Source organism: Streptomyces sp. NPDC059852, from assembly GCF_042731455.1.
In the GTDB taxonomy this organism is placed as follows: Bacteria; Actinomycetota; Actinomycetes; order Streptomycetales; family Streptomycetaceae; genus Streptomyces.
The window spans coordinates 60,998-74,588 of sequence record NZ_JBHWJK010000009.1; the positions used below are offsets into that span (position 1 = coordinate 60,998).

The 13,591-nt window shown below is 72.0% G+C and carries 8 protein-coding genes; 2 read left to right on the forward strand and 6 right to left on the reverse strand.

Going from position 1 to position 13,591, the window contains the following annotated elements; translation table 11 throughout:
• The first annotated feature begins 51 nt into the window (after positions 1–51).
• Together ACFV46_RS14165 and fxsT are read left to right on the forward strand one after the other, a co-directional pair.
• A complete protein-coding gene (locus ACFV46_RS14165) occupies positions 52–1,344 on the forward strand; it encodes a TIR-like protein FxsC (RefSeq protein WP_385498337.1) in 1,293 nt (430 codons plus the stop codon).
• Positions 1,331–5,395: an FxSxx-COOH system tetratricopeptide repeat protein gene (gene fxsT, locus ACFV46_RS14170; protein ID WP_385498338.1), complete on the forward strand. Its 4,065-nt coding sequence runs from the start codon at positions 1,331–1,333 to the stop codon at positions 5,393–5,395. The genes ACFV46_RS14165 and fxsT overlap by 14 nt, the downstream gene beginning before the upstream one ends.
• A gap of 12 nt (positions 5,396–5,407) precedes the next feature.
• Here the strand turns inward: fxsT and ACFV46_RS14175 are convergent, their stop codons facing one another.
• From ACFV46_RS14175 to ACFV46_RS14200, 6 genes are all read right to left on the reverse strand, one after another.
• Positions 5,408–6,301, reverse strand: a complete 894-nt coding sequence (locus ACFV46_RS14175; protein ID WP_361924948.1) for an alpha/beta hydrolase — start codon at positions 6,299–6,301, stop codon at positions 5,408–5,410.
• A 123-nt stretch (positions 6,302–6,424) separates the two neighbouring features.
• Positions 6,425–9,364 carry a glycoside hydrolase family 2 TIM barrel-domain containing protein gene (locus ACFV46_RS14180; RefSeq protein ID WP_385498339.1) on the reverse strand — a complete coding sequence of 980 codons (2,940 nt, stop codon included), beginning with the start codon at positions 9,362–9,364 and terminating at the stop codon, positions 6,425–6,427.
• Complete coding sequence (locus ACFV46_RS14185) at positions 9,361–10,200, reverse strand: carbohydrate ABC transporter permease (protein ID WP_361924952.1); 840 nt, start codon at positions 10,198–10,200, stop codon at positions 9,361–9,363. The genes ACFV46_RS14180 and ACFV46_RS14185 overlap by 4 nt, the downstream gene beginning before the upstream one ends.
• A gap of 12 nt (positions 10,201–10,212) precedes the next feature.
• Complete coding sequence (locus ACFV46_RS14190; protein ID WP_376728663.1) at positions 10,213–11,172, reverse strand: carbohydrate ABC transporter permease; 960 nt, start codon at positions 11,170–11,172, stop codon at positions 10,213–10,215.
• On the reverse strand, positions 11,172–12,458 hold the full coding sequence (locus ACFV46_RS14195; RefSeq protein WP_385498340.1) for an ABC transporter substrate-binding protein: 1,287 nt from the start codon (positions 12,456–12,458) through the stop codon (positions 11,172–11,174). Before ACFV46_RS14195 ends, ACFV46_RS14190 begins: the two co-directional genes overlap by 1 nt.
• 59 nt (positions 12,459–12,517) lie before the next feature.
• Complete coding sequence (locus ACFV46_RS14200; RefSeq protein WP_385498342.1) at positions 12,518–13,537, reverse strand: carbohydrate kinase family protein; 1,020 nt, start codon at positions 13,535–13,537, stop codon at positions 12,518–12,520.
• Between the last annotated feature and the right edge of the window lie 54 nt (positions 13,538–13,591).

The following is a 13,591-nucleotide window of genomic DNA, read 5'->3' on the forward strand; positions in this document are numbered from 1 at the left end:
CCCCCGCGGGGCCGGGGGAGGGGGACGGGATCGGGGGATCGCGTGGTGCCGATGGAACGACCGGGGGATGCCACCGCCCCCTATTTCTTCCTCAGTTACGCCCGTATGCCGCAGGACGGCTCCGGTTCGGCCAACCCCGATCTGTGGGTCCACCGTCTCTACGACGAACTCTGCGAGCACATCCAGAACATGACGGACCACCGGGGCGCCCCCGGATTCATGGACGGCACGATGCGGGTGGGCCAGATCTGGCCGCAGGAACTGTGCGACTCGCTCGCCCGCTGCCGGGTGTTCGTGCCGCTGTACTCGCCGCGGTACTTCATCAGCACGTGGTGCGGCAGGGAGTGGGCCGCCTTCGGCAGCCGGCCCGCCCGGCACCGCGCGGCCGGACAGCCGGGCGTCCCCAGCGCCGTGGTGCCCGCCCTGTGGTCGCCGGTGCCCGACCACCGGCTGCCCGACGCCGTCAAGGACGTGCAGTACGTCCACCCCGAACTCGGCCAGAGGTACCGCACGTTCGGGCTGTACGGGCTGGCCAAGCTGAGGGCCTTCCGCAACGACTACGAGAAAGCCGTCCTGCATCTGGCCCGCCGCATCGTCGACATCGGCGAGAGCATCGTCGTCGACCACGCCGAACGCATCGAACTCGGCGGAGGGCCGGACGCGTTCGCGGCCACCCCCGCCACCACCTCGACCACCGGCCGCACGCTGCGCATCAGCGTGGCCGCCCCCACCCGCGACCGGCTGCCCGAAGGCCGCAGCCCCGACTGCTACGGCGACTCGGCCGTCGACTGGACGCCCTACCGCCCGGCGTCGGAGCAGCCCCTCGCGCAGGTCGCCGCGGGCATCGCGGAAGGACTCGCGTTCCGGCCCGACATACGCGAGTTCGACCACACCGCGGGGCCGGCCGAGGGACCCGAGGTCGTGCTCCTCGACCGCTGGGTGCTCCGCGACCCCGAACGCCGCGCCGCCCTCGCCGCGTTCGACGCCTCCGACCTGCCGCCGACCGGTCTGGTCGTGCCGTGGAACGAGCACGACCCCGACAGCGACGACGCCGAGCACGAACTCGGCATGGAGGCCGAGGCCACCCTGCCCCGCCGTATCAAGCTGGGCCGGCAGGTGTGCAGACCCGCCGTCCGGGGCGTCCCGGACCAGCATGCCTTCGCCGCCGTGCTGCCCGACGTCGTGCACTGGGTGGAGGGCGAGTACCGCAAGCGGGCCCAGGCCCGGCCGCCGGCCGGACAGGGCACCGAGCGATTCCGGCTGTGCGGCAAGGACCACGCGGACAGCCGACCCCAGGGACACCGCCGGACCGCCGAGGAGGAAGACCGCGATGAGCAGCCTTGACGAACAGGACGGCCGTTCCGGCCGCATCGTCACGTTCTACTCGTACAAAGGCGGCACCGGACGGACGATGGCCCTCGCCAACGTGGCGTGGATCCTGGCCGCCAACGGCAAACGCGTCCTCGCCGTGGACTGGGACCTGGAGGCGCCGGGCCTGCACCGCTTCTTCCACCCGTTCCTCGACCCGGCCACCGTCGGCGCCACCACCGGCGTCATCGACATGCTCAAGGACTACGCCTGGGCCGCCACCGACGACACCGACCCCGGTGGCGCCGACAACCGGCCGCCGGACTGGCACCTGGACTACGCCCGCATCCAGCGTCACGCCGTCTCCCTGGACTGGTCGTTCCCCGAGCCCGGCACCCTCGACCTGGTGTCGGCGGGGCGCCAGGACCGCGACTACTCGGGGCTCGTCAGCACCTTCGACTGGGACCATTTCTACGACGAGCTCGGCGGTGGCCTGTTCTTCGACGCGCTGCGCGAGGACATGCGCCACAACTACGACTACGTCCTCGTCGACAGCCGCACCGGGCTCTCCGACATCGCCGACATCTGCACCGCCCACCTGCCCGACGTACTCGTCGACTGCTTCACCCTCAGCGACCAGAGCATCGACGGCGCGGCCGCCGTCGCCCACGACATCCGCGACCGGTTCCGCAGCCGCCGTATCCGCATCCTGCCCGTCCCCATGCGCATCGACGAGGGCGAGAAGGAGAAGGCGGACGCCGGCCGCGCCCTGGCCCGCGCCAAGTTCGACGGGTTCCCCTCCGGCCTGACCGAGGACGGACTCACCGACTACTGGGGGTCGGTGGAGGTGCCGTACCGGCCGTACTACGCCTACGAGGAGACGCTGGCCACCTTCGGCGACGAGACCGGCAACGCCACCTCGCTGCTGTCCGCGTTCGAGCGGCTCACCGGGGAGATCAGCGGCCAGGCCGTGGTCGCCCTGCCCCGGATGCCGAAGGAACTGCGCGAGACCGTCACCGCGAAGTTCACCCGGCCCCGGCTCACCCTCCCCGTCGACCTCCACCTCAGCTATGTGTCCGAGGACCGGATGTGGGCCGACTGGATCACCTCCCAGCTGTCCCGCGCCGGGTTCAAGGTGTCCCGCCGGTACGTCGGCAGCGAGGGGGACGGCGCCGAGAAGCCCGCCGACCGGACCGTCTTCGTGCTCTCCCCGGCGTTCCAGCGCTCGGCGCGGGCCCGGCAGGTGTGGGACGCGGCCACCGCCGGCGACCTCGCGGGCCGCCGCCAGGTGGTCGCCGTCCGCGTCGGCGACCTGCGGCCCGCCCCCACGTTCGGCGAGCGGCCCGCCATCGACCTCGTGCGCACCAGCGAGAAGGCCGCCGCGTCCGCGCTGCTGAGGGCCCTCGGCAAGCCGCCCCTGCCCGCCGAGCTGACCGACGAGGTGGCGCTCCGGGACGCCCGCTTCCCGGACACCGTGCCGAAGTTCTGGAACGTCTCCCCGCGCAACGCGTCCTTCACCGGCCGCAGCGCGCTGCTGGAGAGGCTTCGCGACGGGCTCGGCAGCAGCACCTCGGGAGGCGCTCCGGCGCCGTACGCCCTCTACGGGCTGGGCGGTGTCGGCAAGACGCAGATCGCGCTGGAGTACGTGCACCGCTTCGCCGCCGACTACGACCTGGTGTGGTGGATCCCCTCCGAGCAGAACGAACTGGTCGTCTCCTCCCTCACCGACCTCGCCCGCCGGCTGGGCCTGCGCGTCGGTGAGGACGCCGCCCAGGCCGCCCTCGAGGTCTGCGACCATCTGCGCCAGTCCTCGGCGCTGCGCTGGCTGCTCGTCTTCGACAACGCCGACGAACCCCAGGAGGTCAGCCGGCACTTCCCCGGCGGCAGCGGCCACGTCCTGGTCACCTCCCGCAACCAGACCTGGCTGCACTTCGGCGAGGCCCTGGAGATCGACCCGTTCCTGCGCGAGGAGAGCGTCGAGCACCTGCTGCGCCGGGCCGCCGACCTCACCACCGAGGAGGCCGACCGGGTGGCCGCGGCCGTCGGCGACCTGCCGCTCGCGCTCGACCAGGCCGGCGCCTGGCTGGCCGAGACCGGCACCCCCGTCGACACCTACCTCGCCGAACTCGAGCACCAGGCGGCCAGAGTGCTGTCCCTCAGCCAGCCCGCGAACTACCCGGAGCCGGTCGGCGCCACCTGGAACGTGTCCATCGAGCGGCTCAAGGAGCGCTCCCCGGCGGCCGTACGCCTGCTCCAGCTGTGCGCCTTCTTCGCGGCCGAACCCATCTCCATGGAGCTGCTGTACGGCGACGAGATGACCAGCGTCCTGTCCGAGCTGGACCCCTCCCTCCAGGAGAAGATGGTGCTCGGCCGGGTGATCCGCGAGATCGGGCGGTTCGCCCTCGCCAAGGTGGACCGGGCGACCGAGTCGATCCAGGTGCACCGGCTGGTGCAGGCGGTGATCCGCTCCCAGCTCACCGCCCGGGAGCAGGAGGACGCCCAGCACGTCGTGCACCGCATCCTGGCGGGCGCCCGGCCGTCCGGCGAGGAACCCATCGACGACCCGAAGAACCAGCCCACCTTCGCCGCGATCTGGCCGCACCTGGAGGCGTCCGAGGCGAGCACCTGCGACGAGCCGAAGACCCGCCAGCTCCTCATCGACCGGGTGCGCTACCTGTGGAAGCGCGGCGACCTCAACGCGGCGCAGTCCTTCGCGGGCTCGCTGCGCACCCTGTGGGAGCAGCAACTGGCCGACAGCCGGGCCAGGATCGCCGGCCTTGAGGCGCGCCACAACGGAGGACCGGCATCCGGGGCGGGCCGCTCCGTCGACCTCCGTGCCCCGCGCACGCTGGCCGAGGAGCGGCGGTACGCGGCGGAACTCCACACCCAGCTGCTCCACCTGCGTTTCCACGTCGCCAACGTCCTGCGCTCCCTGGGCAAGTACGTCGAGGCCGAGGAACTGGGCTCCGACACCCTGACCCAGCAGCGCGCCCTGCTGCTGCCAGGACACCCGCACATCCTGATGACGGCCAGCGGCCTCGCCACCGACCTCGGCAGCATCGGCCGGTTCGAGGAAGCCCTGGAGCTGGCGACCGAGGCGTACGACGGCTTCAAGGAGAACTTCGGCGAGGACCACCCGCGTACCCTCGCGGCCAACAACAACCGCGCGGTGTGCCTGCGGCTGCTCGGCCGTTACACCGAGGCGCGGGACGTCGACCAGGAGATCTACGACCTGCGGCGCAACGACCTCGGCGCCGCGCACCCCCACACGCTGATCAGCATCACCAACCTGGGGCGCGACCTGCGCGAGACCGGCCAGTACGAGCCGTCCATCTCCCTGCTGCGCAGCAGTTTCGAGGCGTACCGGCAGCTGTTCGGCGACCTGCACCCGGAGACCCTGCGCAGCGCCAAGAGCCTCGCCGTGTCGTTGCGCAAGGCGGGGCGGGTGGACGAGGCGCGGGCGCTGACCCAGCAGACACGGGAGCAGTACCGGTTGCGGGACACCCCCGCGACCACGCCCGACGTGCTGGACTGCACCCTGAACTACGCCACCGACCTGTACGCCACCGGGGCGCGCGACGAGGCGCTCTCGCTGGCCCTGGACATCGTGCGCCAGTACCGCACGGCACCCGGCGAGCGGCATCCCGCGACACTCGCCGCCGTCAACAACCTCGGGATCTTCCTGCGGGGTTCCGGTGAGGTGAGCCGGGCTCGGGCGCTGCTGGAGAAGAACCTCGCCACCCTCAGGGAGGTCCTCGGCGACCGGCACCCGCACACACTGGCCTGCGCCGTGAACCTCGCGAACGTGCTGGCGGAGCTGAACGAGCTGAGCGCGACGGAGGAGTTGGAGCGGATGGCGGTGACGGGCTTCCAGCCGACGCTCGGCGACCAGCACCCGGACACCGTCGTGTCCCGCGCCAACCTGGGCGTGACCTTACGGGCCCTGCACCGGGAGCCGGAGGCCGACCAGCTCCGCAAGAGCAGCCTCGAGGAGTTCGGCCGGCTGCTCGGCGAGAACCATCCCCACACGGTCAGCGTCCGGGAGGGCAAGCGCATCCACCGGGACCTGGAGCCGCCGGCCGTGTGACCGGCGGCGTCGTCAGACGGGGTCGGCGGCCAGCCGGGAGCGTCCGCCGACCAGCCAGGTGAACACGTCGGGCAGGACCCGCAGGGACGCGAAGTGCGCCTCCTCCGGATGCAGGACGGCCCGTCCTCCGGGGATGCGCTCGGCCAGCCACCGGGTGTGGCTGGCCGGGGAGAAACCGTCCCGTTCGCCGTGCCACAGCAGCACCGGCACGGTGATGTCCGCCGGGGAGAAGCCCCAGGGCGCGCAGAAGGACAGGGCGTCGTCCACCCAGCCGTCCGCGGAGACGCTGAGAGCCTCCTGGTAGTTGCGCAGCAGCATGGCGCGGATCCCCGCGTCGGAGATCACCCGCAGATCCGACTCGGTGAGCTCCCAGCGGAGTTGTGCCAGGAGCTTGCGGGGATCGGACCGGATGTCGGCGGACCGTTTGCGCAGGCTGTCCGCCAGCTCGTCGGGCCCGTCCTCGGCCTTGGAGTACTCGTTGACGTTGGAGGCGGTCATGCCCGCGAACCAGTCGAGGCCGTCCGCGTCCCGTGGGGCGAGGCTGACCAGGACGGCGGCGCGGGTCACCCGCTCCGGCAGCAGGGCCGCGCAGGCCAGGGCGTGCGGGCCGCCGCCGGAGCGGCCGACCACCGCGAAGCGCTCCACGCCCAGGGCGTCCGCGATGGCGGCGACGTCCTGCGAGACATGCGCGACCCGGCGGCCCGGGAGCCGGTCCGAAGGGCCGTAGCCGGGCCGGTCGTAGGTGATGAGCCGGACCCGCTGGTGGTAGAGCAGCATCGGCCGGGGCGCCGGCCCGAGCCGGCTGCCGGGTGTGCCGTGCAGCAGGAACACGGGCGAGCCGCCGGGATCTCCGCTGATCTCGACGGCTAATCGTCTCCCGTCCCCCGTGTGCACCTCTCTGAGCATGCGCGGCCCCCTCTCGACGCCCCCGCCCGCTGCGGCATGCCGTGTGGTCGTGCATCGGCCATTCCCCATCGTGCCCCAGATCATCCTGGTGCGCGGGTGTTTCCGGCCCGCCGCGAACGGCTCTCAGACCACCCCCAGCGTCCAGCTCCACCGGTGCACCCCGGGCGCCACGAGGTACCCGGGTGACGTGTCGGGCCCGCAGGACGCCGTCCCCAGGCCGCGGTGGGACGCGTCGACGTGGACCACGCAGCCGGGGCGCGGGGCCAGTTCGGCGTGGTGGCGGGCGGTGGTGAGGTCCTCGGCGCGGAAGCGGGTCACCGACACCTGGCGCGGCTCGTCCAGTGTGACCCGCAGAGCGCTTCCACCCCGTCCCGACAGGGTGAAGCGGCGGACCCCGTGCCGGCCGCCGCTCTCCTGCGGGCGCAGGTACGGCGTGAACAACTCGTCCACCAGGCGGGTGTGATGGCCGACCGGGGCTCCGGCCGCCCGGTCGGGGTAGGACTCCCACGGCCCCTGCCCGAACCAGTCCATACGGTCCAGACCGGCGACCGTCTCGAAGACCGTGCCGACCCTCGCCACGTCGTCGAACTCCGGCGGCAGCTCGACCTCTTCGTCGATCCGCACCCCGCCCTCGACGGACGTCAGCACCTGCCGGTGCCGTACGACGGCGGCCCCTGCCGTGCAGACGGCCTCCACCGTGGTCCGGCCGTGCTCCTCGCGGACGGACACGACCGTGCGGACCAGCGCGTCGAGGCCCAGGTCGCGCCAGCGGCGGGCCATACCGCCGATCTCGTCGTTGTCGGTGGGCGCCCGCCACAGGGTGAGCGTGGGGGCCGCCGTCAGCAGGGGGTGGAGGAGCAGGCCCTCGCCGTCCAGCCGTACCGCGCCGCCGCTCACCGGGGGCACCGGCACCGGAGCCGGGCCGCGCAGGCGCACCTGAGGTACGCACAGTTCCGTGCCGGACGGCGCCCAGGGCTGGTCCTCGGCCACCGTCACCCGCAGCGTCAGCCACGCCTCGCCGCCCTCGCGCGGCACCTCGAAGGGCAGTGGTACGGCGGCCGTTCCGCCGGGGCGCAGAGCGGGCAGGTCCGCCGGGGCCCGTAGCGTCGTGCCGTCGGCCAGATCCAGGCGCCACTCGCCCGTCAGCCAGTCCAGGCTCCGGAAGTGCTGGTGGTTGGCGAGGACCACACCCCCGGGCTCCAGACCCTCGATGCGTACCGGCGCCGCGATCTCGCGATGCTCGTACAGGGCCGGCTTGGGGGCCCGGTCCGGGAACACCACGCCGTCCGCGATGAACGCCCCGTCGTGGACGCGCTCGCCGAAGTCGCCGCCGTACGCCCAGCGGTGACCGGGCGGGGCGACGCCGTCGCCCCGGAGGGCGGGGCCGGTGCGTCCGGCCGGTCGTCCGTCGCTCACGCGCTGCAGGATGCCGTGGTCCCAGAACTCCCAGACGAATCCGCCCTGAAGCCCCGGCGTCGCCTCCACGGCCGCCCAGAAGTCGGCGAGCGTGCCGTTGCTGTTGCCCATCGCGTGCGAGTACTCGCACTGGATGAGCGGCCGGGTCTGCCGTCCCGAGAGGGCGTGCGCCACGCACTCCTCGATCGGCGCGTACATCGGGCAGGCGATGTCCGAGGCGTCGTCCGTCGCCGCCCAGTCGAGCTTCGCGGCCCCCTCGTACTGGAGCGGGCGCGTCGGGTCGTGGCGGCGGACCCAGCCGGCCGCCGCGTCGTGATGGGCGCCGTAGTCGGACTCGTTGCCCAGCGACCAGACGATCACCGACGGGTGGTTCTTGTCGCGCAGCACCATGCGCGCGACCCGGTCGACGAAGGCGTTGAGATAGCGCGGGTCGTCGGCGATCTCGTGGGCGTGGTCGTGGGACTCGATGTCGGCCTCGTCGACGACGTAGAAGCCGAGTTCGTCGGCCAGGTCGTACAGCGCGGGGTCGTTCGGGTAGTGGGCGGTGCGGATCGCGTTGAAGCCGAAACGCTTGAGGAGGACCAGGTCGGCGCGCAGGTCCTCGGGGGTCACGGTCCGGCCCGTCAGGGGGTGGAAGTCGTGCCGGTTCACACCCCGGACGAAGATCCGCTCCCCGTTGACCAGCAGGTCCCGGCCCACGATCTCGACGTCCCGGAAGCCGACGCGGTGCCGGGAGGTGTCGGCGACCGTGCCGTCGGCGCGGTGCAGCCGGACGGTCAGGGCGTACAGCTCGGGCGTCTCCGCGGTCCAGGCGCGCACCCCGGGGACGGTGGTCCCCAGCCGGGCCTCGCCGAGGAAGCCGGAGACCCGCTCGTCCTCGGCGTTGGCCGCGTCGAACGCGGCGTCCTGGGCGAGCGGCACACCGTCCAGCTCTCCGGTCAGGTACCAGCCCTCGGGCAGCGGGCCGCGCGCGTTTCGTACCCGGCAGTCGACGCGCAGCTCGCCGCCGCGCCGGGCGCGCACGGTCACGTCGGCCAGGTGCAGCGGGTCCGTGGCGTACAGCAGGACGGAGCGGGTGAGGCCCCCGTGCCACCACTGGTCCTGGTCCTCGATGTGGGAGGCGTCGGACCACTTGACGACGGTCAGCCGGACGGTGGCCCGCCCGCCGGCCCGGACCACCTCGGTCAGGTCGAACTCGGCGGCCAGGTGGGAGTCCTTGGAGACGCCCACGGGACGGCCGTCGACATGGACCAGCAGGACGCTCTCGGCCGCCCCGACCTGGAGCACGATCCGGCGTCCGGCCCAGCCTGCGGGCACGTCCACCTCCCGTTCGTACACGCCGGTCGGGTTGGCGGCGGGGGAGTGCGGCGGGATGTCCGGGAACGGCATCGTGACGTTGGTGTACTGCGGCAGGTCGCCGCTGTCCTGGAGGGTCCAGGCGCCGGGGACGTACGCCTGTGTCCAGGCACCGCCGACCGGCGCGTGGGGAGCCGGCAGCAACTGGAAGCGCCAGTCGCCGTCCAAGGGGATGGCTCCGGAGCGCCGGTCGACGGCGTTCATGGGGAGGCGGTTCCAGGAGGTCAGCTCGGGCGCCTCCCAGGGGCGCAGCGCGATCAGAGGGTCAGGAGAGCCGGGCGAGTAGGTCATCCGCGGACGGCTCCCTTGGCGAGGTCGCCGATGATCTGCCGGGCGCCGATGGCGAAGACGATCAGCAGGGGGATCAGGGCGAGGACCGCGCCGGTCATCACCATGCCGTAGTCGGTGGTGCCGTGCGTGCCGTTGAGCTGGGACAGCGCGACCTGGAGGGTGACGTTGTCGGGGTTGGTCAGGGCGATCAGCGGCCAGGCGTAGTCGTTCCACTGGCCCATGAAGGTGAAGATGCCGAGGAAGGCGAGCCCGGGGCGGACGACCGGGAGCGCGACGTGCCAGTACTGGCGCAGGAAGTTCGCGCCGTCCAGGCGGGAGGCGTCGAGCAGTTCGTCGTGGATGGCGCTGCGCATGTACTGGCGCATCCAGAAGATGCCGAAGGCGTTGGCGGCGGCCGGCACGATCAGCGAGGTCATCGAGCCGATCCAGCCGATCTTCGCCATGATCACGAACTGCGGGATCGCGGCCATCTGGGCCGGGACCATGAAGATCAGCATGAGCAGCGCGAACAGCGCGTTCCGGCCGGGGAAGGCGAACTTCGCGAACACGAAGGCCGCGAGCGAGTCGAGGAACAGCACCAGGAACGTCACGGCCGTCGCGACCAGCAGCGAGTTCGCCATCGACCCGAAGAAGTCGACCGTGTCGAACAGGTGGCGCACGTTCTCCGTGAAGTGCGAGCCGGGCAGCAGCTTCGGCGGGTAGGAGAAGATCTCCGACGAGGTGTGCGTCGACATGATCACGGCCCAGTAGAACGGGAAGGCCGAGAGGAGCACACCGATGATCAGGGAGGCGTGCAGCGCGATGCCCCGGCGTCCGGAGCCCTTGATGGATGCCATGTCGCGGCCTTCCTACTGTTCGCCCCGGCGCTGCACCAGGCGCCAGTTGATGAGGGAGAAGAGGACGACGACCAGGAAGATGCCCCACGCCACGGCGGCGCCGTACCCGAAGTCGTTGTTGTCGAAGGTCTGCTGGAAGAAGTAGAGGACCATCGTCCGGCCGGCGTGGTCCGGGCCGCCCGAGAACGTGGACTCGTTGGCGGTGGTCTGGAGCAGGACCTGTGGTTCGGAGAAGCTCTGCAGTCCGGTGACCGTCGAGACGACGAGCACGAACAGCAGCGTGGGCCGCAGCAGCGGCAGTGTGATCCGGAAGAAGGTCTGCACGGGACCGGCGCCGTCGATCCGGGCCGCCTCGTACAGGTCGCCGGGGATGGTCTGGAGTCCGGCGAGGAAGATGATCGCGTTGTAGCCGGTCCACTGCCAGGTCATCAGGGTGGCGATGGCGACCTTGATGCCCCACGGGGTGTTCAGCCAGGCCACCTGGTCGAGGCCGACCGCCTGCAGCAGGGCGTTCACCAGGCCGAAGTTGGTGGAGAACACCGAGCCGAAGACGATGGCGATCGCGACGACGGACGTGACGTTCGGCAGGAAGTACGCGAACCGGTAGGCGTTCTTGAAGCGGACCGCCGAGTTGAGCATCACGGCCGTCACCATCGCCAGGAAGATCATGGGGAAGGTGGCCAGCGCCCAGATGATCAGGGTGTTCCCGATGGACTGCCAGAAGTCGGCGTCCGTGAACAGGTACTGATACTGCGTCAGCCCCGCCCACTCCATCGAGCCGAGCCCGTCCCAGCGGTGGAACGAGAGATAGAGCGAGAAGCCGACGGGGATCAGGCCGAAGGCGAGGAAGAGCAGATAGAACGGGGAGATCGCGGCGTACAGGTGCCAGTGCCTGCGCCACCCCGCGCGGGGCGGGGCCGTGGCGGGCCGTACCCGGTCCACGGCCGGCGGGGTCTGTTCGGCGACGGCCATCAGAACGCCACCCCCAGGTGCTTGGCGATGCGCCGGCACTTGCCCATGGCGTCCTCCCAGGCTTTCGCGGGGTCCTTGCCGAGGACGCCGACGTTCTTGATCTCGTCCCGGATCGGCTGCCCGAGCGCGATGTCGTAGGGGCTGTTGAAGGCGACGGGGATCTTCTCCGCGGCGGGCCCGAAGACGTCCATGGTGATCTGGCCGCCGAAGAACGGGTCCGGCTCACGCAGCTTCGGCAGCGCGTACGACGCCGGGGTCGACGGGAAGAGACCGGCGTCGACGAACCCCTGCGCCTGGTTGCGGGCGTCGAGCATCCAGCTGATGATCTCGAACGCCCGCTCGGGCTCCCGGCACGCCTTCGTGATCGCCAGGAAGGAGCCGCCGACGTTGGAGGGACCGCCCGGGCAGTCCGCCACCCGCCACCGCCCCTTCGTCTTCGGGTAGGCGAGCTTGAGGTCGCCCGCGGCCCAGGAGGCGTTGAGCTGGCTGGGCAGCTTGCCCTTCTCGGTGGCCGAGATGGAGTCGGGGGTGCCGGCCACGATGTCCGAGACGATGCCGCGCCGCTTGGCCTCCACGGCCCGCTCCCAGCATGCGCGGACATGCGGCCCGTCGCCGATGAACCGCCGGTCCTCGTCGACGAACCGGGTGGTGCCCTGCCCGATGGACATCTCGAAGACGCTGACGACGTCGGTGAGGATGTACGTGCCGGGCAGCCGCTTCCTCAGCCGCTCGCCCGCCGCGAAGAACTTCTCCCAGGTGTCCAGCTCCCGCGAGACGTCGGCGGGCTCGTGGGGCAGTCCCGCCTTCTCGTAGACGGCGGGCTGGTAGTAGTGCACGACCGGGCCGACGTCGATCGGCAGGCCGACGACGCTGCCGTCCGGGGCGACGGCCTGCTGCCACTTCCAGTCCAGATAGCGGCTCTTGAGCTTCTCCGCGCCGAGTGTGCGCAGGTCGACGAACTGGTCGGCGTTCGGAAGGTAGGACGCCATGTCCTCGCCCCGGAGCCCGGCGATGTCCGGGACATGGGCCCGGCCGGCCAGCGTGGTGATGAGCTTGGAGCGGTAGTAGCCGCCGATCTGGATGGCGTCGAGGTCGACGGACCCGCCGTAGCGCGCCTTGGCGTTCTTCACGACCGTGTCGCTCAGGCCGCCGCTCCAGTACCACAGCACCATGTTCCGGCCGGTGGAGCCGGTCGGGACGGCACAGCCGGACGCCAGGCCGCCCAGCGCGGTGGCGGCCGTACCGGCCAGGCCCGCGCGCAGCAGGCCTCTTCGTGAGAGCCGCACAGCTCCCACCGCCTTTCGGATCTGTTCGGGACTTCGCGGGGAGGGGGTGTGGGGGTGGGTCAGTGCCGCGGTGCGGGCGGGGTGACGGGCGGGTACACGACGGGCGGCCCCGGATCGGCCGGGAGCCGGTCCGCGAGGAAGCCGTACGCCCGTCGCACACCGGGGTCGGTCAGGGAGCGCCACCAGCGGTCGACGCCGTACCAGCCGGGGGCGGCGAGCGCCCCGCCGGGGTGCGCGACCGAGAGTCCGGCCGCGAGGACCGCGAACCGCAGGCGCTCCTCGAGCGGCCAGCCGCCGAGCGAGGCGGCGACGAAGCTCGCCCCGAAGACGTCCCCGGCACCCGTCGGGTCGAGGACATCGATGTCGAGGGCGGGTACCTCGGCGTACTCGCCGGTCGTCTGGTCCACGGCCAGCACGCCCCGGCCGCCGCGGGTCACCACGGCGACCGGCACCAGCTCGGCGAGGGCGCGCAGTGCCTCGGACGCGCTGCCGGTGCGGGTGTAGGCCATGGCCTCGGCCTCGTTGGGGAGGAAGGCGTGGCACAGGGCGAGCTGGTCGAGCAGATCGCGGGGCCACCGCCCCGTGGCGTCCCAGCCGACGTCGGCGTACACCTGGGTGCCGTTCGCGGCTGCCTTGGCGAGCCAGGCGCGGGGCTCCGGCTCCAGGTGCACGAGGGCCGTGCGCGCCGGGGGCGGGTCGGCCATCAGTACGTCCTGGCTGTACGGGGGCTCCTGGCCGTGGGTGACCAGGGCGCGGTCGCGGCCGTAGGCCAGGGAGACGGTGACCGGGGTGGGCCAGCCGCCGGCCGTGCGGGACAGCGAGAGGTCGATGCCCTCCTGGCCGGCGAGGACGTCCCGGCAGTACGCGCCGTACAGGTCGTCGCCGAGGACGGTGGCGAGCGAGGTGCGCAGGCCGAAGCGGGCGGCGGCGACCGCGAGGTTGGCGATGCCGCCGGGGCCGCAGCCCATGCCGTCCGTCCAGATCTCCTCGCCGGGGGTGGGCGGTCCGCCCAGCCCGGTGAGGACGAGGTCGTAGAAGAGCAGCCCGGTCAGCAGCACATCGGGCCGGTCGTCGTCCACGGGTGCGTCCTCTCGCTCGGGTCCCGCCGGAGATCGTCAGAACTCTTCACTTCG

Coding starts and splice junctions, on each gene's coding strand:
- ACFV46_RS14175 (WP_361924948.1), bottom strand. CDS start 6,301: ATGCTCAGAGAGGTGCACACGGGGGACGGGAGACGATTAGCCGTCGAG.
- ACFV46_RS14180 (WP_385498339.1), bottom strand. CDS start 9,364: ATGACCTACTCGCCCGGCTCTCCTGACCCTCTGATCGCGCTGCGCCCC.
- ACFV46_RS14165 (WP_385498337.1), top strand. CDS start 52: ATGGAACGACCGGGGGATGCCACCGCCCCCTATTTCTTCCTCAGTTAC.
- ACFV46_RS14185 (WP_361924952.1), bottom strand. CDS start 10,200: ATGGCATCCATCAAGGGCTCCGGACGCCGGGGCATCGCGCTGCACGCC.
- ACFV46_RS14190 (WP_376728663.1), bottom strand. CDS start 11,172: ATGGCCGTCGCCGAACAGACCCCGCCGGCCGTGGACCGGGTACGGCCC.
- fxsT (WP_385498338.1), top strand. CDS start 1,331: ATGAGCAGCCTTGACGAACAGGACGGCCGTTCCGGCCGCATCGTCACG.